Source organism: Brevibacillus sp. NPDC058079, assembly GCF_042885155.1.
Lineage (GTDB): Bacteria > Bacillota > Bacilli > Brevibacillales > Brevibacillaceae > Brevibacillus.
Genome location: NZ_JBHVSO010000006.1, coordinates 12,002 through 37,342 on the forward strand (window position 1 = coordinate 12,002; position 25,341 = coordinate 37,342).

General features: G+C 48.0%; 28 protein-coding genes and 1 riboswitch. Of the genes, 12 read left to right on the plus strand and 16 right to left on the minus strand.

The window, feature by feature from the left end; translation table 11 throughout:
• Positions 1–279: 279 nt before the first annotated feature.
• The 5 genes from ACFVS2_RS18180 to ACFVS2_RS18200 form a co-directional block, all read right to left on the minus strand.
• Entirely contained in the window at positions 280–891 is a 612-nt protein-coding gene (locus ACFVS2_RS18180) for an ECF transporter S component (protein ID WP_007729829.1), read from the minus strand.
• A 233-nt stretch (positions 892–1,124) separates the two neighbouring features.
• A riboswitch (FMN riboswitch) is annotated at positions 1,125–1,279 on the minus strand.
• A 358-nt stretch (positions 1,280–1,637) separates the two neighbouring features.
• Positions 1,638–2,435, minus strand: coding sequence for an ABC transporter permease (locus tag ACFVS2_RS18185; protein ID WP_007729827.1), 798 nt, complete (start codon positions 2,433–2,435; stop codon positions 1,638–1,640).
• Between the two features lie 3 nt (positions 2,436–2,438).
• The gene (locus ACFVS2_RS18190; protein WP_007729824.1) at positions 2,439–3,233 is read right to left on the minus strand and encodes an ABC transporter permease; all 795 of its coding nucleotides are present in this window, start codon (positions 3,231–3,233) and stop codon (positions 2,439–2,441) included.
• Complete coding sequence (locus tag ACFVS2_RS18195) at positions 3,226–4,236, minus strand: ABC transporter ATP-binding protein (protein ID WP_173618017.1); 1,011 nt, start codon at positions 4,234–4,236, stop codon at positions 3,226–3,228. The genes ACFVS2_RS18190 and ACFVS2_RS18195 overlap by 8 nt, the downstream gene beginning before the upstream one ends.
• A gap of 89 nt (positions 4,237–4,325) precedes the next feature.
• Entirely contained in the window at positions 4,326–5,168 is an 843-nt protein-coding gene (locus ACFVS2_RS18200) for a protein phosphatase 2C domain-containing protein (protein WP_390236268.1), read from the minus strand.
• A gap of 165 nt (positions 5,169–5,333) precedes the next feature.
• On the opposite strand from ACFVS2_RS18200, the gene ACFVS2_RS18205 reads away from it, so the two are divergent.
• The 6 genes from ACFVS2_RS18205 (at position 5,334) to ACFVS2_RS18230 (ending at position 10,051) form a co-directional block, all read left to right on the plus strand.
• Positions 5,334–6,620 (plus strand): glutamate-1-semialdehyde 2,1-aminomutase, encoded by a 1,287-nt coding sequence (locus ACFVS2_RS18205; RefSeq protein WP_390236271.1) that lies wholly within the window; start codon positions 5,334–5,336, stop codon positions 6,618–6,620.
• Between the two features lie 79 nt (positions 6,621–6,699).
• Complete coding sequence (locus ACFVS2_RS18210) at positions 6,700–6,840, plus strand: hypothetical protein (RefSeq protein WP_007729817.1); 141 nt, start codon at positions 6,700–6,702, stop codon at positions 6,838–6,840.
• Between the two features lie 224 nt (positions 6,841–7,064).
• Positions 7,065–7,745 (plus strand): zinc metallopeptidase, encoded by a 681-nt coding sequence (locus tag ACFVS2_RS18215; RefSeq protein ID WP_173618019.1) that lies wholly within the window; start codon positions 7,065–7,067, stop codon positions 7,743–7,745.
• A gap of 96 nt (positions 7,746–7,841) precedes the next feature.
• Positions 7,842–8,657, plus strand: coding sequence for a pyrroline-5-carboxylate reductase family protein (locus ACFVS2_RS18220; RefSeq protein ID WP_390236273.1), 816 nt, complete (start codon positions 7,842–7,844; stop codon positions 8,655–8,657).
• Between the two features lie 23 nt (positions 8,658–8,680).
• Positions 8,681–9,532, plus strand: a complete 852-nt coding sequence (locus ACFVS2_RS18225; protein ID WP_390236276.1) for an NAD(P)-dependent oxidoreductase — start codon at positions 8,681–8,683, stop codon at positions 9,530–9,532.
• 150 nt (positions 9,533–9,682) lie between these two features.
• Complete coding sequence (locus ACFVS2_RS18230) at positions 9,683–10,051, plus strand: MoaF-related domain-containing protein (protein WP_390236279.1); 369 nt, start codon at positions 9,683–9,685, stop codon at positions 10,049–10,051.
• A 61-nt stretch (positions 10,052–10,112) separates the two neighbouring features.
• On the opposite strand, the gene ACFVS2_RS18235 is transcribed toward ACFVS2_RS18230, so the two are convergent.
• The 7 genes from ACFVS2_RS18235 to fabL form a co-directional block, all read right to left on the minus strand.
• Entirely contained in the window at positions 10,113–10,658 is a 546-nt protein-coding gene (locus tag ACFVS2_RS18235; RefSeq protein ID WP_390236282.1) for a flavodoxin family protein, read from the minus strand.
• A 230-nt stretch (positions 10,659–10,888) separates the two neighbouring features.
• Entirely contained in the window at positions 10,889–12,118 is a 1,230-nt protein-coding gene (locus ACFVS2_RS18240; RefSeq protein ID WP_390236284.1) for an MFS transporter, read from the minus strand.
• A 116-nt stretch (positions 12,119–12,234) separates the two neighbouring features.
• Complete coding sequence (locus tag ACFVS2_RS18245; protein WP_390236287.1) at positions 12,235–13,455, minus strand: MFS transporter; 1,221 nt, start codon at positions 13,453–13,455, stop codon at positions 12,235–12,237.
• A gap of 24 nt (positions 13,456–13,479) precedes the next feature.
• Positions 13,480–15,261, minus strand: coding sequence for an ABC transporter ATP-binding protein (locus tag ACFVS2_RS18250; RefSeq protein WP_390236289.1), 1,782 nt, complete (start codon positions 15,259–15,261; stop codon positions 13,480–13,482).
• A 57-nt stretch (positions 15,262–15,318) separates the two neighbouring features.
• Positions 15,319–15,855: a DUF402 domain-containing protein gene (locus ACFVS2_RS18255; RefSeq protein WP_007729805.1), complete on the minus strand. Its 537-nt coding sequence runs from the start codon at positions 15,853–15,855 to the stop codon at positions 15,319–15,321.
• 48 nt (positions 15,856–15,903) lie between these two features.
• Positions 15,904–16,317 carry a GNAT family N-acetyltransferase gene (locus ACFVS2_RS18260; RefSeq protein WP_016742780.1) on the minus strand — a complete coding sequence of 138 codons (414 nt, stop codon included), beginning with the start codon at positions 16,315–16,317 and terminating at the stop codon, positions 15,904–15,906.
• A 111-nt stretch (positions 16,318–16,428) separates the two neighbouring features.
• Entirely contained in the window at positions 16,429–17,187 is a 759-nt protein-coding gene (gene fabL / locus ACFVS2_RS18265) for an enoyl-[acyl-carrier-protein] reductase FabL (protein WP_017250147.1), read from the minus strand.
• A gap of 197 nt (positions 17,188–17,384) precedes the next feature.
• Between fabL and ACFVS2_RS18270 the strand changes: the two genes are divergently transcribed.
• The gene (locus ACFVS2_RS18270; RefSeq protein ID WP_390236293.1) at positions 17,385–17,609 is read left to right on the plus strand and encodes a hypothetical protein; all 225 of its coding nucleotides are present in this window, start codon (positions 17,385–17,387) and stop codon (positions 17,607–17,609) included.
• Positions 17,610–17,658: 49 nt separating this feature from the next.
• On the opposite strand, the gene ACFVS2_RS18275 is transcribed toward ACFVS2_RS18270, so the two are convergent.
• Positions 17,659–19,626, minus strand: a complete 1,968-nt coding sequence (locus ACFVS2_RS18275; RefSeq protein WP_390236295.1) for a methyl-accepting chemotaxis protein — start codon at positions 19,624–19,626, stop codon at positions 17,659–17,661.
• 538 nt (positions 19,627–20,164) lie between these two features.
• On the opposite strand from ACFVS2_RS18275, the gene ACFVS2_RS18280 reads away from it, so the two are divergent.
• From ACFVS2_RS18280 to ACFVS2_RS18290, 3 genes are all read left to right on the plus strand, one after another.
• On the plus strand, positions 20,165–20,317 hold the full coding sequence (locus ACFVS2_RS18280) for a hypothetical protein (protein WP_007729794.1): 153 nt from the start codon (positions 20,165–20,167) through the stop codon (positions 20,315–20,317).
• A gap of 142 nt (positions 20,318–20,459) precedes the next feature.
• Positions 20,460–20,618, plus strand: a complete 159-nt coding sequence (locus ACFVS2_RS18285) for a hypothetical protein (protein WP_007729792.1) — start codon at positions 20,460–20,462, stop codon at positions 20,616–20,618.
• 120 nt (positions 20,619–20,738) lie between these two features.
• On the plus strand, positions 20,739–21,515 hold the full coding sequence (locus tag ACFVS2_RS18290) for a Cof-type HAD-IIB family hydrolase (protein WP_390236298.1): 777 nt from the start codon (positions 20,739–20,741) through the stop codon (positions 21,513–21,515).
• A 41-nt stretch (positions 21,516–21,556) separates the two neighbouring features.
• Here the strand turns inward: ACFVS2_RS18290 and mutY are convergent, their stop codons facing one another.
• Both mutY and ACFVS2_RS18300 read right to left on the minus strand, forming a co-directional pair.
• Positions 21,557–22,663, minus strand: a complete 1,107-nt coding sequence (gene mutY, locus ACFVS2_RS18295; RefSeq protein ID WP_390236300.1) for an A/G-specific adenine glycosylase — start codon at positions 22,661–22,663, stop codon at positions 21,557–21,559.
• 21 nt (positions 22,664–22,684) lie between these two features.
• On the minus strand, positions 22,685–22,975 hold the full coding sequence (locus tag ACFVS2_RS18300; protein WP_390236302.1) for a hypothetical protein: 291 nt from the start codon (positions 22,973–22,975) through the stop codon (positions 22,685–22,687).
• A gap of 159 nt (positions 22,976–23,134) precedes the next feature.
• Here ACFVS2_RS18300 and ACFVS2_RS18305 point away from each other — a divergent pair, with 159 nt between their 5' ends.
• Together ACFVS2_RS18305 and ACFVS2_RS18310 are read left to right on the plus strand one after the other, a co-directional pair.
• A complete protein-coding gene (locus ACFVS2_RS18305) occupies positions 23,135–24,124 on the plus strand; it encodes a metal-dependent hydrolase (protein ID WP_390236304.1) in 990 nt (329 codons plus the stop codon).
• Positions 24,125–24,266: 142 nt separating this feature from the next.
• Positions 24,267–24,812, plus strand: coding sequence for a pyridoxamine 5'-phosphate oxidase family protein (locus ACFVS2_RS18310; protein WP_088906053.1), 546 nt, complete (start codon positions 24,267–24,269; stop codon positions 24,810–24,812).
• A gap of 57 nt (positions 24,813–24,869) precedes the next feature.
• On the opposite strand, the gene ACFVS2_RS18315 is transcribed toward ACFVS2_RS18310, so the two are convergent.
• Positions 24,870–25,316, minus strand: coding sequence for a carboxymuconolactone decarboxylase family protein (locus tag ACFVS2_RS18315; RefSeq protein WP_173618427.1), 447 nt, complete (start codon positions 25,314–25,316; stop codon positions 24,870–24,872).
• Between the last annotated feature and the right edge of the window lie 25 nt (positions 25,317–25,341).

Consider the following 25,341-nt stretch of genomic DNA (forward strand, 5'->3'; position numbering starts at 1 on the left):
CAAAAAATCCCCCATCCCAAAAAGGGACGGAGGATCAACTTCCGCGGTACCACCCTGATTGACTACAGCATACGCCATAGTCCTCTCGATAACCCGATAACGGTGGGCATCCGGCTAAGCTCTTCACCAGCGGCTTCAGGATGGGGTGCAGTTATCCTTTACGTATCAGCCTTCCAGACTAGGGCCGACTCTCTGTCACGTGGGAATAGCTGCGGGTCCTTTCATAGCCTTTTGTGACTATCTATTAACTAAACATATTAGCGAGTCACATCGTGGTTGTCAATTGTTGGTACGCGCAGCGATTCTTGAGCCGAGCTTCACGTAGATCGGATACGCAACCACTGAAATCATAACACCTTTGAAGAGATTGAATGGGACGATTCCGTACAGTACCAATGACCAGATACTTGTCGCATTGAACATGGTCAAGAGCTGTTCAATCGGCATTTGATAAAGCACAGCGTACGCAGGCAACAGCACATAAGCATTTGCCACAGCCATGACAATCGTCATCAAAATCGTTCCCAGAGCGAGACCAGTCAGGAAGCCTTTTTTGCCTTGGCCCAGACGCTGCATGTAGACAGCCGCAAAAATAAAGCTTGATCCTGCTACGACGTTTGCGAGTTCACCGATCAAAAGACCGTCTGTATTTTTGAAGAGCATATGCAGTGTATTTTTCAGTACCTCGATAATAACGCCGGCTACTGGTCCGTACATGAGTCCCCCGATCAATGCCGGGAGTGTACTGAAGTCGAGCTTCAAAAAGCTTGGCATCAGCGGAACAGGAACCTCGAGATACTGCAGAATAAATGCAACGGCCGCCAGCATGGGAATCGTCACCAGCTTTTGGGTTGCACGTGTGCGCGAAGAATGCAGCGCTGTTTCTTTCATGTTTACCATCTCCTCATTTTTCTACTCCTTCTTGAGGAATGGCAACAGTCGTTGTAAGCTCACACGTCTTGTTACACAAACAGAATAAACCCTGTGGCTATAAGTTCCACAGGGCATTTGCAAGCGTATGACAAACCATGCACAAATAAAAGGTACAAGAAACTAGAGGGCTGGCCTCTACGTTCTCATCCCGTTTGCACAGGCAAACAAGCACGTGTGATAAACGTACTGTCGTCATCCTTCTCCCATCCAGACTGTACTGTCGGCTCTGGAATCACACCAGATCCTGCACTCCGTCGCTACTTTCAGCTCGGGAGGCTCGCGGGCTTAACATGCATAAAGCATGATCACCGCCGGTCGGGAATTTCACCCTGCCCCGAAGGAATGTGTAGTTGTATACAGCATATTATACTGCTGTTTTTTGATTTGACAATAGAGGAAACTGCCAGCTCGACACTTTTTGTTTATTTTTCCTATTTGTTTAGTAGGGATAAAGGTGATCAGCTTGGTTGTTACCTTGACCAAAAAGAAATAGACCGCTCTTGAGTTGACAGCTCTGCGGTCTATTTCACAACATAGTATTGAGCCGCACCCCTTTGCGGGAAGCGCCTATTGTATCGACCGTTTCGGTTGCAGCCGGGACGGTCTTTTTTTACTTTATGCTTTTAGATCTCGTTACATCCAATATTACCACAACGACTTTGGATTATAAATCATCAAGAATCGCTATTTGTATCAATACGCCCCTATGAACCCGCTCCCCGATATTTCGTGACTCCCCAGTTCCAGACTAACAGCCCAATCCCGAAGAAAATAACAGCCACTACCGGCGTCATTGCCGCATATGTGTACCAGACTTCCTTGCGCAAAAAGTAAGCCGCTGGATAAACACCCACGAAGGCAAACGGCAGCACGTAGGTGAGCACAAAGCGAATCGCCTTGTTGTACACGTCTACCGGATAGCGCCCATATTGCTGGATGTTGTAAATCATCGGGGCAATCCCTGTCCGCGAGTCGGAAAAGAAGCTAACCGCAGCAATCGCAGTATACACGCCACCGTATATCAGTGCCCCGCTGATCGAGAGCCCGATAAAGATGAACACGTCGTACCAGTAAAACGACAAATCGAGTTGAATGGCAGCATACCCCATGATGATGATCCCGGTTATGACTCCAAAAATACGGTCTGGTGCAATCGACTCGAGACACACCTGTGCCAGATTGTGAATCGGTCTCGTCAGGATGCGATCCATCTCGCCCCGGATGATATACCTTTCGTTGAAGTCCCAAAAACCGAAGAACATCGAGAACAACGCGTATGGAACCAAAAAGAAACCATAGATAAAGATAATCTCGTCACGCGTCCAATCCCCCATAAGCGGAACATGCGTGAACACGACAATAATAAAGACCAGATTGATCAACTCAGAAACCAGATTGGACACAAAATCCCCGATAAAATCCGTTCGATAGGCAAGTCTCGTCTTGAAATACTGACTCAGGTAGTCGGCAAAAATACTGAAAATATGTCTCATGTTTTGCATGCTCTACCCTCCTTGCACAACCAGCTTGTTGCGGGCAAGACGCCACATCACCAAGATGGGAACCAGTATGACAAACATCCAAATGACCTGAAAACCGATCAATTCCCAGGAACGCTCCGTTGTAATCGCACCTGTGAAGATCAGGCTCGGATAGTAGTTGACCGCCTGAAATGGGAGATAACCCATTACCGTTTGCGCCCAGCCCGGGAAAAAGCTGATCGGCAGCACGAGACCAGACAACAGATCCACCACGACCCGCTTGGCTCGCATCATGCCATCGTTTCGGAACAGAAAGAAAGTCAGCAAGCCTGTTACCAGATTGATTTGTGTATTGATCAAAAACGCACACATCAAGCTGATCAAATAAAGCCCCCATCCAGTCGCTGTCGCCGGGAAGCTGAATGGAATGATCAGGCTGATAAGGAAGATCCCTGGACCCGCGAAAAAGAGAAAGCGAAAGATCCCTTCCCCAAACGCCTGCGCCGTTTTCACGGACAAGTAATTATAAGGGCGTATCATTTCGATCGCGACCTTGCCTTCTCGGACGTCCTGGGCTATTTCTGTATCGATGTTGTTAAAATAAAACGCCCGCGACATCCAAGCAATCGCAACGTAGGAAGTCATCTGTTCCACCGTAAGCCCGCCCAGCTGCTGCTGGCCTCCGTAGATTGCTCCCCATAAAAAGTAGTACGCACCGATGTTAATCGCGTAGATAATGATCCCGCTGTAATAGTTCACACGATAGGCAAGCATCGTCAAAAACCTCATGCGGATGAGTTCCATATAAAGCTTACGCATGGCTAGCTACCTCTTGGTCTGAGGAATAAATGTTGCGAACGATATCCTCTGTGCTCGTCTCCTCAATTTTCACATCGCTGACTTCAAACGATGACATGACTGTCGACAAAACAAAGGGCAGCATTTCCTGACTTCGCGCTACTTTTACACTAAGGGTAAAATCATTGATTTGCTTGATCTCACAAGGCATCTCTCCCAATGCCTGACGAAGTGCGGCTGTTGAAGTGCGCTTTTTCATTTGGAAGGACACCTCTGTGCCATTGCCCCATTTTTCCTTGAGGTCATTCAGCAAGCCATCGAAGATCAGCTTCCCTTTGTCCATGACAAGCACGCGTTTACAGAGTGCTTCGATGTCTGACACATCGTGAGTCGTCAACAAGATCGTCATATTTTCCGTCTCATTCAGATTGCGGAGAAACTCACGGATTTTTTGCTTAACGAGCACATCGAGTCCAACTGTCGGTTCATCGAGAAACAGTAGACGTGGCTTATGAATCAATGAAGCTGCCACTTCACAGCGCATCCGTTGTCCGAGACTCAACTTGCGTACTGGCTGACTGACGAACGGAGAAATATCCAGCTCCTCAATCAAACGCTCCAGCCACTTTTCTCCTTCTGCATCGTCAACCTTATAAACACTTTTCAACAGACGGAAGGACTCTAGCGGAGATAGGTCCCACCAAAGCTGAGAGCGCTGCCCGAAAACAACTCCGATGGATCGAACATACTCTTCACGCTGCTTGAAAGGCACATAGCCGTTAATGACGATTTCACCGTCGCTCGGGGTCAAGATACCTGTCAGCATCTTGATCGTGGTCGATTTTCCGGCACCATTTTCCCCAATCAGCGCGAACATTTCCCCTTCCTCTACTGTAAAGGAAAGGTCATCCACCGCATTTACCGTCTTGTACTCCCGACTAAACAAATCACGAAAAGCACCACCAAGGCCCGGTCTGGACTGATGGATGCGGAAATCCTTTTGTAAATGATTTACTTGAATCATGGAAAACCGTCCTTTTTTCTTCGCTTAAATACCATTTGTAGTGTATATGAGCCAATCGATTTGTGCAAAAGGCAAACTGCACCAAACTGTTAATGAAGATTAAGGATCATTCCCGTTTTGTCGTCTGACTTTTTGAAGCGGATATAGCGTATGCATTCGGGATCTTTGTTTTCCAGAGAGATGAGATCGTCTGTATAACGTTGCAGCCCTTTATGTACGATTGGCAGGACCGTCTCTTCCCACTTCGGCTGTGCTTCACCTAAAGCTCTCGGCATGAAAAGACCATCCGTTGCCAGCACCAATGCCTTCACGCCAACTCGATTGATGCGTCCATACTCGATAAAATCCCGACAGGCAACATCGCCATTCAATACGCCATAGCCTCCTGGTCCATTCGCCTGATAGCGGTTATGGATCAGGATGTCCATACATCGTTCGTACAGCTCTGTTCGGGTACACAATCCTTCTTTGATTCCTTCTTCCCACTTCGCCAAGGCTGCCTGTTCCAAATGGCTGACTTGCGTATGTGTCAGGGGTCGCACAGTCTCATCATCATAAACGACAAATATCATGCAATCTCCCAACTGCGCGTACTCGATATGGGCATCTCCTACACGGACGACTGCACAGGCCGCTCCCCACAATGCTTCCTTTTTCTTAAGATCGATGCCGCTTTGCTGCATATGCTCCTGAAGTGCTTCGTTTATCGTCTCCAAATAATCGTGCAAAGCTACATCCTCCGGCATTGCTTCCAGCTGCTTTTTTACGAGCTCTGCAGCGATAGCTCCACCTGTCTGTCCTGCTGCGTTCTCATACGGGATCAGCGACGTAATGCCGTCGATGACCGCATACACATGCTTGACCTGCTGAATCACATAGGCGTCCTCATTGCTTTTGCCGCTTCCTTTCATGGAGATGCACTCAAGTTTCATGATGACCCCGCCTTTACCCATGGAGTGATTTGCTTGAAAATTGTATCATTTTTCCTTTTCTTCATCTATAGCTCTCCGTTCATATCCAGTTGTTGAACAGCTGTGGTAAGATAATGAAGGACTTTTTCCAAAAGAGGTAGTTCCAACAGAAAAGAGGGAATATGCATGAAACGTGAACGATCCGCGCAACTGCACGAGGAAGCACTCGACGTCATTCTAGGCGGGGTGAACAGCCCTTCCCGCTCTTTCAAGGCTGTAGGCGGGGGAGCACCCGTAACGATGGAACGTGCCCAGGGCGCGTATTTCTGGGACGTGGACGGCAATCGATATATTGACTATTTAGCAGCATATGGCCCCATCATTACTGGCCATGCACATCCACATGTGACCAAAGCGATTTGCGAAGCAGCTGCCAACGGAACCCTGTACGGTACTCCTACTCCATGGGAAATTACCTTCGCAAACATGATCCGCGAAGCAATCCCTTCGATGGAGCGCATTCGTTTCAATAACTCCGGTACAGAAGCAGTCATGACCTGCATTCGTGTAGCACGTGCCTATACCGGTCGTGTCAAAATCATCAAATTCGCAGGCTGCTACCACGGCCACTCTGATTTAGTGCTCGTTGCTGCCGGCTCCGGACCATCTACCTTGGGGATTCCGGACAGTGCAGGTATTCCACAAAGCATTGCCAGCGAAGTCATTACCGTACCTTTTAATAATATCGAAGCATACGCAGAAGCTATGAGCAAATGGGGAAGCGAAACGGCTTGCGTCCTCGTTGAGCCGATTGTCGGCAACTTCGGTATCGTGGCACCTGAGCCTGGCTTCCTGGAAGAGGTTAACCGCATCACTCACGAAGCAGGCGCGCTTGTTGTCTACGATGAAGTGATTACGGCCTTCCGCTTCAGCTATGGTGGAGCACAAAACCTCCTCGGAGTCGAGCCTGATCTGACTGCATTGGGCAAAATTATCGGTGGCGGTCTGCCAATAGGCGCTTATGGCGGACGTCGGGAAATCATGGAGCAAGTCGCCCCACTCGGACCTGCGTATCAAGCAGGAACAATGGCTGGTAATCCTGCTTCCATCCGTGCGGGAATTGCTTGCCTGGAAGTATTGAAGCAGCCGGGCGTGTACGATGAATTCGAACGATTGGGTGCCATGCTTGCGAACGGAATCATCGAAGCGGCAAACAAACACGGCGTAACCATCCAGCTCAATCGTGTAAAAGGGGCATTGGCAGTTTACTTTACGGACGAGCCTGTTCATGATTATGATGCAGCTCAGAAAGCGAATGGAGAAATTTTTGCCCGCTTCTTCCAGCTGATGCTGAATGAAGGTGTATGCCTGGCACCATCTAAATATGAAGCTTGGTTCGTGACGACAGCTCATACAGAAGAAGACATTCAATACACCATCGCAGCTGTAGACCGCGCCTTTTCTCAGCTGTAAACCATTCCCACGTCCTTTCGCATCCGTCCAAGGAAATAATAAGCCTGTTCGCGATTATGTTTTCGAGGAGGATATTTCGGTGTCCAAAGGTGAAAAATCATATCCGCAGGCTCCTGAAAAGACGTTGGATTCCAAAATGAGCAGTAAAATGCTCGAAGTGACCGGCTTTCAAAACCCGCGAAAAACCGAGCATCACAAAACCCAAAATCACGATAGGTAAACATCAAAACAGACACATTCCCAATCATGATGACGAGGAATGTGTCTGTTTTTTTCGCATACAGCAACATTGTCAATAATGGTCAGAGATTGTACAATAAAATAGTGAAACTGTCATAGGACTTATTCGTATACATGAATATGGGACAGAATGAAGTAGTAAGGTTACATGTATGGCTTAGCAACATTTCGTTTTCATAGATTACAACGAGGAGTGAGTGTGGAATGTTTTTCCATCCTATGGATTTCCTGATTCTGATTGCATTCGGACTGTCGCTCTGGGCACAGTTCCGTGTGAAAGGAACTTTTAACAAATTCGCCGAAGTTCCTACCTCCTCCGGTATTACCGGTGCTGAGGCCGCCCGCCGCATGCTCGATGCGAACGGCTTGACGAACGTTCCTGTTCAACATATCCCAGGTACATTGACTGACCACTATGACCCGACTGACCGTGTCGTACGCCTGTCTGATCCTGTATACTTCGGCAACTCGATTGCCTCTCTGTCCGTTGCTTGTCACGAGGTTGGCCATGCGATTCAGCACAAGGTCTCGTACCCAATGCTGGTAGCACGTCATCGCATTTTCCCAGTAGTCAACCTGGTGTCCGGTGTGGCGCCGTTGCTGCTGTTGGCTGGCTTCTTCTTTAAAATGGCTGGACTCTTGCTCATCGGAATTATCTTCTTCTCCGGAGCAGTTGCCTTCCAACTCGTCACTCTGCCTGTCGAGTTTAACGCAAGTAGCCGTGCGAAAGAACTGATGCTTAAAATGGGCTTCATCCGCAATGAAGAAGAGCGTGGCGCAAGCAAAGTCCTGGGCGCAGCCGCTCTCACGTACGTAGCTGCCGCTCTGATCTCTGTTCTGGAGTTGGCGAAATACATCATGATTTTCCGTAGCTCTGACGACTAATCCTTTAAACGGAACTACAAAGGTACAGCTCTCTCACATGGGAGGCTGTACCTTTTTTCATAAGGCTACGTTACAATAAGACGGGGGGTTTTGCACATGCGAATTGGAATCATTGGACTAGGTAGTATGGGTCAAATGTTGGTGAAATCACTCTGTAAAAGCGGTGTGATCCAGCCCGAGCATATCACCGTCTTCAATCGAACAAGAGAAAAGGCTGAAAATCTGCAAGCATCGCATGGCATTCTCATAGCTGAAAGTGCGCAAGAGGTGTGCAACCAGGCAAATCTGGTCTTTCTCTGCACAAAGCCACTGGATATCCTGCCTGTACTGCGTGCGTTATCTATCCCTGAAAGTGTACATATCGTTTCTGTGGCAGCAGGTGTTAGCCTCGATGATTTGGAAACCGTTCATGCTGGTGCCGTAAGCAAGGTAATTCCTACAGTCACTTCGCAAGAGCTGCATGGTGTATCGTTATTTACATGCAGCAGTCGAACAAGTGCAGAGGATCGTAATGAGCTACTCACTCTCCTGTCTTCCATTAGTCAATCACAGGAAGTGTCCGAGGTCGAGATCGAAACAGCGACGATCCTCACCAGCAGCGCACCAGGACTGATCGCAGGGATTCTTGACTCGTTCGCGCAGGCAGCCGTTCGCAAAACACCAGAGCTTGACCTCGATACTGCGAGAAGCATGCTGGTGGAAACGATGCTGGGAACCGCTCTTTTGCTCAAAAACGAACAGCTTAGCTTTGACCAACTGATTGAACGTGTTGCTACCAAAGGTGGCATTACCGAGGAAGGCTTGCGTGTTCTTGACAAGACGCTTCCTTCTGGATTTGACGAGTTGTTTGCCATGACAGAATCCAAGCACGCTGCTTTAAAGATACTTGTCCAACAACAAATAAAAGCATAAATCGCGGATAGGAGAACAAGACGATGATCATCGGTTGGATTGGTTTGGGAAACATGGGCATTCCAATGGCTAGCAATCTGCTGGCTGCTGGCTATGACGTACGTGTTTGGAATCGTACACCAGGAAAAGCTGCACCATTGGTGGCATTGGGTGCGAAAGAGACTGCGACTTTGTCTGAGGTGGTAGCACAAAGCGATGTACTGTTTACCATGGTAAGTGACGATGATGCCGTAAAAGCAATCTATACGGGCTCAGATGGTCTCTTGAGTCTTCCCGTGCAAGGAAAGCTGGCGGTGGACATGAGCACCATTTCACCGGATACTTCCCGTTTTCTTGCCGAGCAGGCCAAACAGGCTGGGCTGCGCTTTCTCGATGCACCTGTCTCTGGCAGTGTAGGACCTGCAAAAGAAGGGAAGCTCGTCATCATGGTAGGCGGCGAGCAAGCGGATTATGACGTAGCCAAGCCGATGCTGGACAAGCTAGGCAAAGCAGCATTTTATCTAGGACCAAACGGTGCTGGCACATCTGCCAAGCTGGCGATCAATCTGTTACTTGGCATTACGGTACAAGGTGTCTCTGAGACATTGCTGTTCGCTCGCTCTCTCGGCATTGGCACAGAACAGATGCTGGACATCATTTCCGAGAGCGCCGTGGGAACCCCTTTAATCCGCGCAAAAGCAGCCTCGATCCTCTCTGACGACTATCCGGCTGCCTTTGCCCTGAAGCATATGGCCAAAGACCTTCGACTAGCGCATGAAGCAGGCGTTTCTACACCTTTAGCGGAATCTGTTAATGCCACCTATCGTCATGCACTGGAATCAGGACTGGGAGAGCTCGATTTGATGGCGATTCTGCGTCACCTCGGTGAAAAATAGGTTTCGTGTTTAGACTGACCCTACATAAATGAAACAGCGGCTACCTAAGACCTGAAAATAACGTCTTAGTCTGGCCGCTGTTTTTTTGCATTCCACGCAGAGCATACACCTATGTTTTACATATATTGCATACAAAAGGAGGAGTATGATATGCGTCATCCAAATTTTCAATATGTACAATACAGTCATCGACTCCCTGTATACGCTGGTAAGACCTTTCGCTATGATTATGATGATGGCAATGTATTTATCATTCATTTCTTTGACGCTACTCATCGGCATGATGAAGGGATTGCTGGACCGCATAAAGGATTCAATGGTTACTATGCATTCAACTACGTGGAGATAGCTCCTTGCGTATATTTTATGTATTGGTTAGAAGAAGTCTACACGGTCAGCCAAGTTGCTGATTTTAATAGAATGCTGGTTTATACCCATTATACCTACGATGCACAGGGTGTTCGAAAAAGTCTGTTCCATTCCGGTACCATAACCGAACTAGACAGCTTCACCTCATAATCGGTGATAGATAACAAGACAAAAGACCGGAATTGCTCTCGGTCTTTTGTCGTTCGATACGCTATTGTTTGGCCTTCAGCCACGCATTAAAAATCTTTGCTTCCTCTACTGCCCGTTGATCTGACAATACATCACCGGGTTTGTTGCCTTCTCCGATCATATAACCCGCAAATGGCATTCCGACAAAAGAAAAAACATACTGAAACTGCTGAATCAATGGCAGTCCCTTCAATCTGGGCTGGTCTCCACCAGTCGTAATGACATACGCCTGCTTTTGCCCGAGAGATTCTTTGAAGGAATAACGCTTGTCACGCAAGCTCTGCGACCAGCGATCTACATAATTTTTCATGTGCCCCGACATACCGTACCAATAGATCGGCGTAGAGAAAATCAGAAAATCATGGGCGAGCACCGCTTCCGTCACTTCATCGTAATCATCCGCGACTGCCTCGAAGCCTCCCTCGTCATGTCTTTGGTCGTGAATCGGGCGAATGTTTTTCTCCCGCAGACGGATACTGGTGTGCGGTGCGCCTTCCAACGCTAGATTTGTCAATTGCTCCGTATTCCCTGCCTCTCTTGAGCTTCCATGCAATACGAGAATGTTCATGTGCTCACCCATCCTTGCTTCTTTTTTATGCTCCTCTCCATTGTAGTGAGAAAACAAGGCTTACTCAAACCTTAAAATGCTTCACCAACGCTTCAGACTGTCGGATCATTTTATCCAGTTCTGTCACAGAATACGTCAACCGTCCATATCGCCCAGCTTCGTTTGTCTATCATCAAAAAAGGCTGCCTCACCAGTAGAAAAGTCTACGGATAAGACAGCCTGTTCGTGTTTTAATTTACGGAGACCCCACTGGAATGCTCGGTCTGCTTTTTTTGCAAACGCAACGCAAAAAGGAAAGCGATGAGTAACAATCCAGCAGATACATAATAAACAGCCCGGACTCCCTGCCATTCAGCGATAGCTCCCATCACCAGGGCAGAAGCGCCAAAAACGAGTAAATCAATCGTCCCCTTTGCTGACATGACATAGGGCAGTGCTGATTCTTCCGTCTCTTGCTGCAAAAGTGTCTGCTTGCTTACATGCATCATCTCTAAAAACGGGCCGAGCGCAAAGGAAAACAACAGTGCTACCAGCGCGTTCGTACTGCTGCCAAAACAAAAGGTAAAGAATCCGACGCCAACCGTACCGCAAATGATCCAGCGAAATAAATGGCGACGCATCCGCTCGGCATACATCAATAGCAGCGTCCCACCTGCAATAGCTCCAAGCATGTAACCGGCATTGATGTAGCCCCACCATTCTTCTCCTTGTCCAAGTACATTGAGGACAAATGGCAGCATAATCGCAGCGATCCACACACCCCCGGACAAGCCGATCACGACATCCATCGCGACCAGCAGTCGCAGTACAGGTACATCGCGAATGGTTTTCCATCCAGTGAGCCAGTTTGTTGTCTCCCTAGCTGCCTGATCTTCACACAGCTTTTCGCTTGCCGGTGCAATGCCTGTCATCGCGATCGTTGCCACAACATAGGCACCAACCGTTCCCCACAAAACATTACCCGCTCCCAACCAAGAAACGAGTAATCCCCCTGCGGCCCAACCGGCAAAATGAACGGTTTGATCCGAGGTGGCAAGCAAACCATTCGCTCGCATGAGGTCTTCTCGTCCGACCAACTGCGGCACCATGGCATTGCGCGCAGGGTTTGCCCAGCCATCCATAAAGGCAATGGCTGACCCCAGTCCGAACAATAGCCAGATCCTCTCTCCCTGCTCTCCTAAACCGCTGCTGACGGCTAATGAGGCTGTAGCCAAAAGTATCGTCTTCAAGCCTTGCGACAGCACGAGCATTCCTGTCAACGACAATCGCTGAAACACCAACGGAGCCAACAAGCTGCTCACAGACTGCGAAGCTACGATGACAACCGGTATAAACGCCGTGTACATGACAGAGCCAGTTGCAGCGTAGATAATCGAAATAAATGCGACAATATAAAATACATCCCCAAGGTTGGCCAATGTCTGACCCGCCCAGAGGCAAATAAAGCGTCGATGCCACATGAAACACACCCTCCTGTCGGTTCAGGACCAGCCTATACGTCCTGATGGAATATGAAGTTATTCACACCGACTCGCCATCACAATGGAGGTGCACCTCTTTTCGCGAAAATTACCTTTTATTCTATTCCAGAATCAGAATGCTGTACAGATTTGTTTCGGAAAAAGCTGTAGTACACCCAGCCTGCGTTAATAAACAAGAAAGCACTCGTCATGTAAAAGACTCCGCTAATACTCACATAGCCTGCCAAAAAGCCACCAATCATTGGTCCAAGCATGCTGCCGATACTGACGAAGCTGTTGTTATAGCCGTAAACGCGACTGACCATATGTACAGGTGTTGCTCGTCTCAGCAAAGCATTGACGGATGGAAGCAATCCTCCCAACGATAATCCTAACAAAAACCGGAGCGCGACCAATTGCCATACCGTATGTACGAGACCTTGTGGAATGAAGATGATTGCGGCAGCCAAAAGCGAAAACAAGAGCACCTTTTGCGAACCAAACCGATCTCCTAAACGACCCAGCTGTGGGGAGGCAAAGACGTTTGCTACCCCCATGCATGCCTGGACAATACCGGCCCATAGTGCTACCTTTGCCCCTTCTGATCCAACTAATTGCGAAATGTAGATCGGCAACACAGGGATAATGCTAAACAACGCAAACTGGATCATTACGGTTACAAAAAAGAGCGCCGGGAGTTCTTTGGAAGAAAAGATCATCTGAAAATCTTCCCGCAGACTCGACCGTTCCTTTTTTTCAGGTGGAACAAAATTCTCTTTCACCATAAACGTAATGACCAAGGTCGCCAGTAATAATACGCAACCGGTAATCACAAAAATCATCCGAAAGCCGATCTTCTCCGCGAGAACGCCGCCAAATAGCGGTCCCATAATGGTTCCGGCCGTAATAAAAGACTGAAGCAACCCCGTTGCCCAGCCAATTCGTTCTTTTGGTACAGAGGATGCTACTAGTGCGGTACTTGCAGGGATGATTCCCCCTACGAGTCCATTGAGCAGACGAAGGACCAAAAGCTGCCACAGACTTCCCGCAAAACCGGTCAGTGCCATCGTAATGGACATGAAAAATCCCGAGCGCAAAATCATGATCTTGCGCCCGTGCTTATCGGCCAAATTGCCCCAAATAGGCGAGACGAGGCCCGCCGTCAAAAAGTTAGCTCCAAAAATAATCCCCGCCCAAGCCGTGACTTGATGAGGGTCTTCAATTCCGAAATCCTGCTGAATGAAAAGCGGTAAAAAAGGCATGATCATGCTCATCGCCACCATGACGAAAAACAACGATCCGCAGAGTACATATAAATTACGGCGCCATATCTCCATCGGATTTCCTCCAATCCCATCTGCTTATCCCAGTTGCGGGTCGGATGTACTTCCTAAATCTTGCACACTCCACAGGCCATAGTATACGCCCTTTCTCTCCAGCAATTGCTCATGCGTGCCTTCCTCAACGATTTGTCCCTCTTTCATGACAATGATTTTGTCCGCATGGGTAATCGTCGAAAGTCGATGGGCCACGATGAGTGTAGTTCTTCCTTTTGCCAATCTGGACAAAGACTCCTGAATCGTGTGCTCTGATTCCAAGTCGAGTGCAGACGTCGCCTCATCCAGAATCAGAATACCTGGGTCACGCAGGAAAACACGTGCAATCGCGATTCGCTGCTTTTGCCCGCCAGAGAGTTTTACGCCGCGCTCTCCCAGCTCAGTATGGTAGCCATTCGGTAATTCGCTAATAAAGTCATGGGCATTTGCCGCCTTCGCAGCTTCTTGCACAGCACTGTCATCTGCATCAGGATTGCCCATTAAAATATTCACTTTTGCTGATTCACTAAACAAAATATTATCTTGCTGCACCATCCCGATATGGTGACGCAAATTTTGCTGCTTCACATCGCGGATATCGATGCCATCAATCGTAATTTTCCCTTCTGTCACGTCCCAAAAACGCGGCAGCAAGCTAATCAACGAAGATTTTCCGCCGCCTGACATCCCGACAATCGCAACTGTTTCACCAGAAGAGATGCTCAAATTCACGTTGTTCAAGACAAGAGGGCCTTCCTCCCGATAGCGGAAGGACACGTTCTCAAAGCGAATTTCGCCGCGAATGCGTTTGGTTGCAGGGTCGACAGGCAACTCCCCTGCGTTTGGCTTGTCAACGATATCGTATGATTCATCGATAAACTCGAACATACGGTCCATCGAGGCAATTGCCTGTGTCAGCACCGTACTGGAATTGACCAAGCGTCGTAGCGGCGTGTACAAGCGATCCAAATAAACATAAAACGCAACCAAAGTCCCTACGCTCATGCTCCCGCCAATAACTTGATAGCCAGCATAAGCAATGACCAGGAGCGGTGCGATATCCGTCACCGTATTAATTACAGCAAAAGTTCGCGCATTCCAGCGTGTTTGCGCCAGTGCCTTATCCAAAAACTGATTGTTTTCCTTTGCGAATTCCTTGCTTTCCTGCTTCTCCAAGGCAAAGCTGCGGATGAGCGCCATCCCATTGACGCGTTCGTACAAATATCCTTGCAAACGCGCCAGTGCCGCAGAACGATCCTTGGTTAATTGACGCAAGCGCTTGTAGAAAAATTTGACTGAAATACTGTACAAAGGGAAAACGACAATCGCCACAAGTGTCAGTTCCACATCCATGTAGAGCATAATCGCCAGTGTCAGGATGATCGTAATCAGGTCCAACCAGAGATTCATCAATCCCGTTTCTACGAAGCTTTTGGTTGATTCTACGTCGTTAATGACGCGAGAGATGACCTCACCCGTTTTTGTATTGTTGTAGTAGCGCATCGACAGTCGTTGTAAATGAGAAAACAATTGATTGCGGATGTCAAACAAGATACGACTGGATACCCACTGTGCATAGTATTGCCGGATGTACTCAACAGGGGCGCGAACGACGGTAAATAACAAAAGAGCCCCGAGCATCAGCCAAAATAACTGCTTCAGCTTTTCCTCTTGAGGTAGCGGACTTGGCAGCAGGTCATCAATGACGTATTTGATCAGAAGCGGCAGAGCAAGTGGGATCGCAAACTTTATAATACCAATGAATATAGTGCCCAATATTTGTTTCCAATAGGGCAGGACATAAGCCAAATAGCGGCGTATGCTCAACCATCATACCTCCTTTGCAAACAAGGAAATCCCTCCCCCGGTCATTCGGGAAAGGGATTATTCCTCATCATCTCGCACTAAAAGATAACGCTCGTACCAACGTTGGACGAATCCGTTTTGAAAAGGGCCACGTCGTGCGCTTACCCAATCCAGCACCTCTCGCAATGCTGTCTGCACTCTTTCCACAACAAATGGAGGATAGTTCATCTGTTTGCTATGCAAAAGAAACTCCTCTTCGTCGAGAATCGAGTACGTCATATCAGGAAACACTTTTACGTCGAGATCATAGTCTATGTAGCTTAGCAATTGTCCCTTCATGCTGAAGGGCGAACCAATGTTGCAATAATAATAAATACCGTCATCACGAATCATGGCAATGGTATTGAACCACTGGCCTCTACCAAATGTACAAATGGCAGGTTCACGCGTACGCCATTCCCGCCCGTCTGCTTCTGTCACCTTGACCCGATCATTTCCCCCAATCACCACCGCATCACTGGTATGAATCAACGTAGATTTGTCCCATATGCGGTGCAACGAATGGTCATGTTTATAACTTTCTATGCGGATATTGGAGCCCGGAGTTGGTGACATGACTCTCCCCTTTCTTCTCTTCTCTATTTGAATGGGGACAAGCCTCCTTTAAGAAGAGAGCTTTTTGGAAAGTGTAACATATTTTTGTACTTCATAGCCAAGTGAAAGGTAAAACGGAAGGACTTCCGGATTTGATTGATTGACCATGATCAAGACGTTATTGACACCTCGTTGCTTGAAACGCTTTTCAATTGCTTCAACGAGTTCGCGGCCAATACCTGAGCCTTGCATCTCTGGAAGTACAGCCAATCGGTAGAAATAGGCACGTGCTCCGTCGATCGTGCCAACCACGACCCCTACAACTCTGCCTTCAATTTCTGCAACCATTACCAGATCGCTGTCCCAAGCCAAATGCTGGGCCAAATCGTTCAATGACTCTTTGTCCGATTGGTCCAACCCCGTCTCCTGCCAAATACGTGTGATAGCCGAATAGTCACCGAGTCGAAACGGACGAATCAGCATGTGTTGCCTCCTTCGTAACCTTCTTCCTCTATTGTACAACACATGGACAACTTTGTCTTGTGTCGCAACACCACAAAGTCTCCAACTCCATACTCCATCTGCCATAAATAATTATGTCAAAAGAGAAATACCGCCGTCTACAATCAATGTTTGTCCACGAACCATCCACGCTTTGTCGGAGAGCAAGAATATCACAGCATTAGCCAAATCTTCCGGCTCCACAATGCGTCCTGCTGGCGTACGCTCTGCTGAGCTGCCGAGCAATTCTTCACGATTCGGGAAATGCTTGAGTGCATCCGTATCCACCGCTCCGCCAGAAACAGCGTTTACTACAATATTATGCGGTGCGAGCTCGACTGCCAAATAACGAGTAATCGCTTCTACAGCTGCCTTCGATACGCCAACCGCTGTATAGTTGTCGAGAACGCGAATGGACCCAAGGCTGGACAAGCTCACGATTTTTCCGCCGTTGCCGCCCTTGATCATTAGTTTTGCCGCTTCTTGCGCACAGAACAACAGCGCCTTGCTGTTAATTTCCATGGTCCAGTCCCAATGGCTCTCTTCCAGCTCCATCAGTGGACGCAGTACACCCGATGCCGCATTGTTCACAAATACATCCAAGCGACCGAATTCCTGGTCAATTTCTGCGAACAACTCTTTGATTTTTGCTACATCCCCTACATTGGCTTTGATCAGATGGACACGAGCGCCCTTTGCTTCCAGCTCTGCTGCCGCTTCTCTTGCTGCAGTGCGGTTACGCAAATAGTTCAGCACCAGGTCATAGCCCTGTTCCGCCAATTGAAGCGCAATCGCTTTTCCGATTCCTCGCGTACCGCCAGTAACCAGTGCTACTTTTTTCGTTGTATTCATAAAAAAGATTACCTCCCAACCTGACCAACTATTAATAGCAGGTACTAATAAGTAAAAATCACTTATTCATTATACAACTCCACCTGCGCTTTTTCTACCTGCGGAAAAAATCCCGGCATGACTTGATCCTCTCGACTATAGCCATACTAAGCTCGCAGTATCAGGCAAACCACTACCACATAAGGAGGAATGGCAGGGTGTACATAGGTCGGGAATTGTCCGAATTAACCATGGTACCACTGACTGATTGGGAAATGAATGAGCTACTTTATTACCATCACAGTTTTTCACAATTAGCAGCTTACCTCAGTGCAGAAGGAGCCTCTCTTCACGTCAAAGTCATCCATGAGCTTGAATCCCGTGGGCCAGTGAATGGAGATAGCGGGGGATGGGATCATTCCTCGTCACCTATTTACGATTAAGTAAAAAACCCGGCTGCTCGTGTATGTAAACACGGCGCCGGGCTTATTTTTAGATACGGAATTTGCCGATCTGGTTTTGCAATTCCTCCGCGAGGTGTTCGAGAGAAACGGCTGAGGAAGCGATCTCTTCCATAGAGGCTAGCTGCTCCTGGGCAGCTGCGGATACACTTTGTGTTCCATCAGATGCTTGCAGTGTCACTTCGGAAATATGACCAATGATCTCAACCACTTGCTGTGCCCTTGTAGAGAAATCACGCGTCGCTTCCGATACCTGACCGATTTTCTCTGCCACTTCATTGACGGCTGATTGAATTTGTTCGAAGGACTGGCCGGCTTCGTTCACTTTTTCAATACCCTCTGTTACTTCACGCTTGCTCTGATCCATCACAATCACGGCATGGTTTGTCTCCGCTTGGATCGCGGTGATCAGCTGACTAATTTGTTGTGCCGAGCTTGCGGATTGCTCGGCCAGCTTGCGTACCTCATCAGCCACCACAGCAAAGCCTCGTCCATACTCCCCTGCTCGAGCCGCTTCAATTGCCGCATTTAGTGCGAGCAGGTTGGTTTGATTTGCGATGGCGGTGATCACATCCACGATATTTCCGATTTCTTGGGAACGCGTCCCCAGATTATCCACGACTTTTGCCAGACCGTGAATCGACTCGCTGGATGCATTCATTTGCAGCACTGCCGATTGAATGGCTTTGTTTCCGGTCACTGCCAAGTCCGACGATTCCTGGGCTGCGGTGAATACATTTTGTGTATGCTCTACGATCTGACCGATTCTTGCCGACATTTGTTCGACTGCTGCGTTCCCCTCCTGCGTATGGGAGACTTGCTGCTCGGTTCCCTCCGCCATTTCTTGCATGGTCTCGGCGATCTGTTCTGTCGCTTTGCTTGTCTGATCCGCACTTGCAGCGAGTTGCTCTGCCGAAGAAGCCAGCTGCTGAACAGAATCATTCACAGAATGGAGCAAGGAACGAAGAGATTCCGCCATATGATTGAAGGCTTTGCCCAACGTACCCAACTCATCGTCACTTCGTATATCTACTTGCTGTGTCACATCGCCTTGGCTCATTTTTTCCGCTGCTTCTGTCAACATGCGCAAAGGACGGATTAAGGAGCGCAAAATCAAGTAAATGACTCCGCCAGCTACCACCAGCGCAGCTATTATAATCACGAGCATGGTGTAAAAAATCGGATTTGCTGCTTCTGCTGCTTCACTGTCATACATCACGCCTATAAGCTTCCAACCCGTATTTTCATTCGTAGTAAACACGGCTTGGACGGGCTTTCCTTCGTGCTGAAATTGTAAACGACCTGACTCTTCTGCATATACTGTATCCGTCCAAGACTCTGCAACCTCAACGCCAGACTCCCCATTTGGATTGACCAGCATTTTTCGGTTTTTATCCAAAATCGCCATATATCCTTGGGTACCGATTTTCGCTTGCTTGACCGTCGCGTCCAGCGCTGTCAGTTGAATATCAATTCCCAGAACTCCGGATTTATCTGGCAAGGACATCGCCACTCCCAACACGACTTTTCCGGTTATCGCATCAATGTATGGGTCCACAATGACGCTCTTTCCTGATTGCTTCATGGCGGCTATGTACCAATCCCTCTTTCTTGGGTCGAATCCGTCGGGAAGCTTGGAATCAGTCGCAGTCAACATGCCACCATTCTCATCCCCGATATACGCTTCACTCACTTCTGGGTTCATCGCGAGAAAACGCTGCAATTGCTTTTTCGTTTCCATTTTGGTCTCTTCTAAGATGTCATGGCGTACAATATCAGAAGCAATCCATTCCACATTCCTTGATTGCTCCAGCAGTGTGTGATTCAAAAGCTCATCTATCAACCGAACATTTTCAGAGGCAGTCGTAAGCAATTCATCTGACAACTCTGCCTTGGCACTCTGATAAGAGAGCAACCCCAGCAAAAGCATGGGGATCACTAATATTGTGGAAAATGTAGCGATTAGCTTAGATTTTACAGTAAGTCTGGGTGTTTTCATTCGCTAGCATCACCTTTCTGCGTTTCTGCGTATCATGATTGTCCTATATTGTTACCCGCTATATGCCTAATGGTAAACCTTCATTTGCCCACTAAACTGCACATTCGTTTATTATTTATTATTTTTTATTATATTCAGAATATACTTTCTTCTAGAAATAGGTAAAAAATCGCTTTACAACAAGAAAAAAATGCCATATTCTAAGAGTACGTTCCACACACTACTACTACGGAAAGAAAGGAGGCAGCACCATGATGATGATAGCAATGAACCTAAATCTAGCTCTTATTGATCGTCTTGTGGTTGTTCCAACTGAATATAGCAGCGCCTCCTGGGTCGACGAATTCCAGTAGTATTCGTACTATTCAACATTTCCATTTCGTCTATTACCGACCACAGGCGTTGTTGCTTGTGGTCTTTCTATGCCCTTCAAAACGGCATGTCCGTTTGTTGATGCCAGAAGACCGCAGGCTTTCGCCCGTGGTCTTTTTCTTTCTCATCAATTAACATTTTCCACCTTGAAAGGGGGTGATTGGTAATGGTACTGAACTTTTTGCTTTTCACAGTCAAGATTGAACGCAATAAGGAACAAGCGGAGACACTTTTCGCAGAATCTGCTCGCTGTCGCTATCTCGAAGAACGCGCCGAAGAACATGCTTTTGAAGCTGCACAATTTGTGAGCCGCATTTAATGGACGAAACACGATTACTTGACTACAGGAGGGATTTTGTTATGAAAAACAAACAACGGCGTCAGATGATGAGGTTTACAGGAGTCAAAGCGATAGATGGTAGCTGACTGCACCAAACTAACGGGATGGGAGGGATACACTCATGTACATTCCAATGATTTTCTTCACAATCATTATCGAGAAACGGAAATTGACACCGAAGCAAATTGAAGCAAAATACATGCAACAGCAAGCGCTGAAACGCATCGAAGAACAAAAGCATCAGATCGTGACACAATTTCCAGAGTTTTTGATTCGATAAAAAGAAACGTTTTTACAAAGATCATGTCTGCGGGGGCATGATCTTTTTATTTTCCACTGCTCTTTCCCTCTCTCGAAGCTTTATAATGGATTCAAACAGAGAAGCGTGGGGAGTGAAATCATGGAGTATCAAATCGTCTTTTTAGACATTGATGGAACACTCGTCAATGAAGAGAAAATCATACCACCGGATACACTCGAAGCCATTCAAGAGCTGCAAAGAAACAAGATCGAGGTCGTCTTAGCAACAGGCAGAGCTCATTATTATTTTGACGAGCTTGCCCAGCAGTGCGGCATCGACTCGTATGTCAGTTGCAATGGCGCATATGTCGTCTATCAAGGAAAAACCATTTATGATCGCCCCATCCCGACCAAAATACTCGAACAGTTGCAGCAGATCGCAACCCAGCACGACCATCCCATCGTGTTTCAAGGCAGTACGGCGGGCTTTTCTACCCATAAGCAGCATCCTTATTTGGATTGGACCTTTCAGCAATTGAAGCTTGATTCCCCTGATCACAATGCGGACTTTGCCCATTCTGAAAATATTTATCAAGCGCTGTTGTTTACGCCAGATGCACACGAACAACAATACAGAGAAGAGATTCCCGCTCTCTCGTTTATACGCTGGCATGAGTATTGTATGGATGTATTTGCGAAAGGCGGTTCCAAAGCGCTTGGTATTGAAGCGCTCCTCTCGCATATCGGGCTTGCGCCAAGCAAGGCAGTTGCTTTTGGAGACGGTCTGAATGACAAAGAAATGCTCTCTTATGTTGGGATGGGAATCGCGATGGGCAATGCACATGAAGCTTTGTTGCCGCATGCCAATTATGTAACGCGCCACGTCGATGATGGCGGGATATCTCACGGCTTGCGTCACATCGGTCTGATGAAATAAATAAAAGCCGCCGAGAAATACTCGACAGCTTTGCCTACTTGTTATTTTTGTCCCAACAGCTCGCGAATTTTTTGATGCGCCATCGGAATGGTGTAAGCATCTAATTCCTCCCAAGCTGCGTATCTTGCTTGAGCGGGGAGCTCTTCCCCTTCGATCCAGTCACAGGACCATACTTGCATGTTCCACTGCAAATGGGAGAAGACGTGCTGAACCGTACCTAGCGGCTGCATGACTTCTACATCGATTCCGAATCGTTCACGCAAACCAACTGCAAGTGCCTCCTGCTTGGCAGCATCACTTTCCTGTTCGGTTTCAACTGTAGGGAATTCCCACATGCCGGCGAGAAGCCCTTGATCGGGACGCTTGTTCATCAATACTTTGCCGTCGCGAATAATAATGCCTACTTGCAGATCAACAGGACGTGGAGGTTTGGCCTTGCCTTTGACCGGCAGCTCTTCTGCCATTCCCTCCTGCCGCGCCATACAGTAGTCAAACACCGGACAGGTCAAGCATTGCGGAGTGCGTGGTACACAAACCATCGCTCCCAGCTCCATTAAAGCCTGATTAAAATCACCAGCTCTCCCCGCTGGAATGACCTGGCGTACGAGATGCTCGATTTTGATTCTCGTGGCAGGCTTGGCGATGTCGTCCGTTAAATACAGCAGACGTGAAAAGACACGCATAACATTTCCATCCACAGCCGGCTCCGCCTTTTCATAGGCAATGCTAAGAATGGCACCTGCTGTATAGGGCCCAACACCTTTTAGTGTAGCGATCTCTTCTGGTGTATCCGGCACAACTCCTCCATAGCGAACCGTTACCTCGCGGGCTGCGGCTTGAAGATTGCGCGCGCGGGAATAATAACCGAGCCCTTCCCACGCTTTTAAGACATCATCCTCGGGCGCTTTCGCTAAATCACTCACCGTCGGAAATTTCTCCATGAAATTCGCATAATAAGGTTTAACGGTCTCTACGCGTGTTTGCTGAAGCATGATCTCCGATACCCAGATTCGATACGGGTCTTTATTGATCCGCCAAGGCAAATCCCGCTTTTGTGAGTCGTACCAGGCCAGCAAATCCTGGGCAAAGCCAAACACATGAAATTGTTCAGGAAGTGTATATTTCAAGCTTTCTTTTTTTCTTGCCATTTGCGTTTATTCTACTCCTTTTCATCCCAGTTCCGCGGGACGAAACGCCCACACATGCAGTTTCGCAGCTCCGCCGGAAATACAGTCGCAAAAGTCTTGATCTGCTAATCGGTTTGCCTTGATTTCTTCGTATACGTGAACAGTCTCGACCTCAAACGTTTCGACAAAAAGACCGGGCTGATCCAAGCCCTCCATTGAGCGATACTGACGTGCCCCCATCGCTTTCATTCGCTCAGCCATCGAGGTGAGCAATCGCAGAGCGTGACTCCGTTTTTCAGTATCCAGCTTGTATTCAATGAAAACCGTTAACATGCGACATGTTCCTCCTTTAACGATTCAACGCTTTCATCATACCCTTCCCACCTCGTGCGAACAAGCACACAAATATTTTCAGAACGGGCGGGAATTAACCTTAGGCAAACGCTATAATAAACAATAAAAGTGGAAGGAAGGGAGGAAGACAACGATTCCATGGATACAGCCACACATTTTGCCATGGGCTTTGGATTGGCCGGGCTCGCCTATCTTGATCCTGTCGTAGCTTCTACTCCGTCACTTGCAGTGGCCGTCATGATTGGTACGGTCATTGGCTCGCAGGCACCTGATTTGGATGGCTTAGTCCGTCTTCGTGGTACCGCTGCCTACATTCGCAACCACCGAGGTGTTTCTCACTCGGTTCCCGCTTTGTTTCTCTGGACTGGTGCCATTTTCGTTCTCATCCAGGCCATGATGCCACAGCCCCATTGGCTGCATTTGCTCGGCTGGATATTCCTGGCCGTCTGTTTACACGTATTCGTTGACTTGTTCAATTCCTATGGCACAAAGGGCCTGTACCCGTTTCGCGACAAATGGGTGGCGCTCAACGCCATTTTCATTTTCGATCCGTTCATTTTCGCTGCTCATCTCGTCGGCTTTATGCTATGGGCGGCAGGCGCGCATCCTGGACACGTCTTTTTATGGATATACGTGATCATTGCCGGGTACTACTACTGGCGTTGTCAGGCGCAAAGACGAACGACCGAGCTGGTTCGTCAGCGAATCGGCAAAGCTGGTACCTTCACCATCATCCCTACTCTTTCCTGGACATATTGGACCTTCGTCGCCAAGACAGAGCAGCATTGGTATGTAGGGGAAGTCATTTCGGGGGATGTCGTCATCTTGGACACCTTCTCCATCAAACCGGAAAATGAGCGGATTGCGGCAGCTAAGAAAAGTTACAAAGTCCAGTCCTTCCTCGCCTTTACCCATCATGTACATGTAGAAACAAAGGAGCGCTCCTTTGGCTATGAGGTCAAATGGATTGATCTGCGCTACCGCTCCCGTTTTCAAGGGAAAAGTCACTACATGTTCGTCGCCGTGGTTTACCTCGATTTTGATCTGACCATCCGCGATTCCTTCGTTGGCTGGATCCACCACGGAGAAGAACAGCTCACCAAAAAATTGGATTCCAAACGCTCGTAATCGACGAGACTACCGCCCCCTGCCAGTAGAGGGCGGTTATTTTTTGTCATCTGACCCGTTCATTTTTACCAAAATTGCACCTGTTCTCCTAGTCAAATACCCATTACGATCAAAATAACAACGACAGACTGGGGGACTCGACATGATACCAATTCGTTATTCCAAGCGTACCATTACTGATCAGGAGCAAATTGACCAGTTCTTGCAAGTGGCAAAAGTCGGCCATCTCGGCTTGTCCAATGAAATCGAGCCGTACATCCTTCCTTTAAATTTTGCTTGGTGGAATGGCTGTATTTATTTTCACGGCGCGGATTCTGGCAGAAAAATCGAGATGATTAATGGCAACAACCGTGTATGCTTCAGTGTCTGCGAGGAGTACGGCACAATCGCCTCACCTGTGCCTGCCCATATCGATACGGCTTATATGAGTGTGTTTATCGCCGGGACCATTGAGCGTGTTTCTGAACCTGAGGAGATGCGCGATGCGATGCAATCCATGATCGACAAGTACGTCCCCGGCTACTATTCAGAACCGTTGCCTTTGCAGCATGTCATCAAGTATCGTTCCTCGATGGGCAGTACAACCGCCATCTTCCGGATTACGCCTACCGTGCTGACCGCCAAAGGTAATCCACTTTCCGAAGAGAAGCAGTTCTATCCAGGCAGAAAAGTCGAGATGGATGTATAGCAACGAAAAAAGACACGCTCCTTTTCCTAAGAGGCGTGTCTTTTGCTTGACTGATCTTTACTTATTATACGGAGCACTCATTCCTGTCGAAATCGCGATTCGGTTCCAGCTGTTGATCGTATTGATCGCCATAATCAGGGCAACGTACTGGTTCTCGTCAAAATGCTCGCGTACCTGCTGGTAGAGCTCTTCCGAAACACCGTTAGCCGTGATGACAGTGACCGCTTCTGTCAAAGCAAGAACGGCCCGCTCTGCCTCTGTGTAAACCGCGGATTCTCTCCATAGGCTGAGTAAATAAATGCGTTGCTCAGTTTCACCGAGTTTGCGCGCATCTTGCGTATGCATATCCATGCAAAAAGCGCAGCCGTTGATTTGGGAAGCACGAATTTTGATCAGCTCAATCAGTTTTTTGTCCAAGCCGCTCTCATTCACGAAACTTTCCAGCTTGAGCATGGTTTGATACGCCTCAGGATTTGCTGCACGATGATTGAATCTAGCTTGCATCATTCATCTGTCCTCTCCACTCGAA

Excerpts from the sequence above, each read along its gene's own strand:
- ACFVS2_RS18245 (WP_390236287.1), bottom strand. The coding sequence starts at position 13,455 with ATGGAGATATGGCGCCGTAATTTATATGTACTCTGCGGATCGTTGTTT.
- ACFVS2_RS18235 (WP_390236282.1), bottom strand. The coding sequence starts at position 10,658 with ATGAACATTCTCGTATTGCATGGAAGCTCAAGAGAGGCAGGGAATACG.
- ACFVS2_RS18315 (WP_173618427.1), bottom strand. The coding sequence starts at position 25,316 with ATGCAAGCTAGATTCAATCATCGTGCAGCAAATCCTGAGGCGTATCAA.
- ACFVS2_RS18275 (WP_390236295.1), bottom strand. The coding sequence starts at position 19,626 with ATGAAAACACCCAGACTTACTGTAAAATCTAAGCTAATCGCTACATTT.
- ACFVS2_RS18255 (WP_007729805.1), bottom strand. The coding sequence starts at position 15,855 with ATGTCACCAACTCCGGGCTCCAATATCCGCATAGAAAGTTATAAACAT.
- ACFVS2_RS18290 (WP_390236298.1), top strand. The coding sequence starts at position 20,739 with ATGGAGTATCAAATCGTCTTTTTAGACATTGATGGAACACTCGTCAAT.
- fabL (WP_017250147.1), bottom strand. The coding sequence starts at position 17,187 with ATGAATACAACGAAAAAAGTAGCACTGGTTACTGGCGGTACGCGAGGA.
- ACFVS2_RS18310 (WP_088906053.1), top strand. The coding sequence starts at position 24,267 with ATGATACCAATTCGTTATTCCAAGCGTACCATTACTGATCAGGAGCAA.
- ACFVS2_RS18200 (WP_390236268.1), bottom strand. The coding sequence starts at position 5,168 with ATGAAACTTGAGTGCATCTCCATGAAAGGAAGCGGCAAAAGCAATGAG.
- ACFVS2_RS18240 (WP_390236284.1), bottom strand. The coding sequence starts at position 12,118 with ATGTGGCATCGACGCTTTATTTGCCTCTGGGCGGGTCAGACATTGGCC.
- ACFVS2_RS18205 (WP_390236271.1), top strand. The coding sequence starts at position 5,334 with ATGAAACGTGAACGATCCGCGCAACTGCACGAGGAAGCACTCGACGTC.
- ACFVS2_RS18260 (WP_016742780.1), bottom strand. The coding sequence starts at position 16,317 with ATGCTGATTCGTCCGTTTCGACTCGGTGACTATTCGGCTATCACACGT.
- ACFVS2_RS18280 (WP_007729794.1), top strand. The coding sequence starts at position 20,165 with ATGGTACTGAACTTTTTGCTTTTCACAGTCAAGATTGAACGCAATAAG.
- ACFVS2_RS18220 (WP_390236273.1), top strand. The coding sequence starts at position 7,842 with ATGCGAATTGGAATCATTGGACTAGGTAGTATGGGTCAAATGTTGGTG.
- ACFVS2_RS18225 (WP_390236276.1), top strand. The coding sequence starts at position 8,681 with ATGATCATCGGTTGGATTGGTTTGGGAAACATGGGCATTCCAATGGCT.
- mutY (WP_390236300.1), bottom strand. The coding sequence starts at position 22,663 with ATGGCAAGAAAAAAAGAAAGCTTGAAATATACACTTCCTGAACAATTT.
- ACFVS2_RS18305 (WP_390236304.1), top strand. The coding sequence starts at position 23,135 with ATGGATACAGCCACACATTTTGCCATGGGCTTTGGATTGGCCGGGCTC.
- ACFVS2_RS18180 (WP_007729829.1), bottom strand. The coding sequence starts at position 891 with ATGAAAGAAACAGCGCTGCATTCTTCGCGCACACGTGCAACCCAAAAG.
- ACFVS2_RS18285 (WP_007729792.1), top strand. The coding sequence starts at position 20,460 with ATGTACATTCCAATGATTTTCTTCACAATCATTATCGAGAAACGGAAA.
- ACFVS2_RS18195 (WP_173618017.1), bottom strand. The coding sequence starts at position 4,236 with ATGATTCAAGTAAATCATTTACAAAAGGATTTCCGCATCCATCAGTCC.
- ACFVS2_RS18215 (WP_173618019.1), top strand. The coding sequence starts at position 7,065 with ATGTTTTTCCATCCTATGGATTTCCTGATTCTGATTGCATTCGGACTG.
- ACFVS2_RS18230 (WP_390236279.1), top strand. The coding sequence starts at position 9,683 with ATGCGTCATCCAAATTTTCAATATGTACAATACAGTCATCGACTCCCT.
- ACFVS2_RS18300 (WP_390236302.1), bottom strand. The coding sequence starts at position 22,975 with ATGTTAACGGTTTTCATTGAATACAAGCTGGATACTGAAAAACGGAGT.
- ACFVS2_RS18190 (WP_007729824.1), bottom strand. The coding sequence starts at position 3,233 with ATGCGTAAGCTTTATATGGAACTCATCCGCATGAGGTTTTTGACGATG.
- ACFVS2_RS18185 (WP_007729827.1), bottom strand. The coding sequence starts at position 2,435 with ATGCAAAACATGAGACATATTTTCAGTATTTTTGCCGACTACCTGAGT.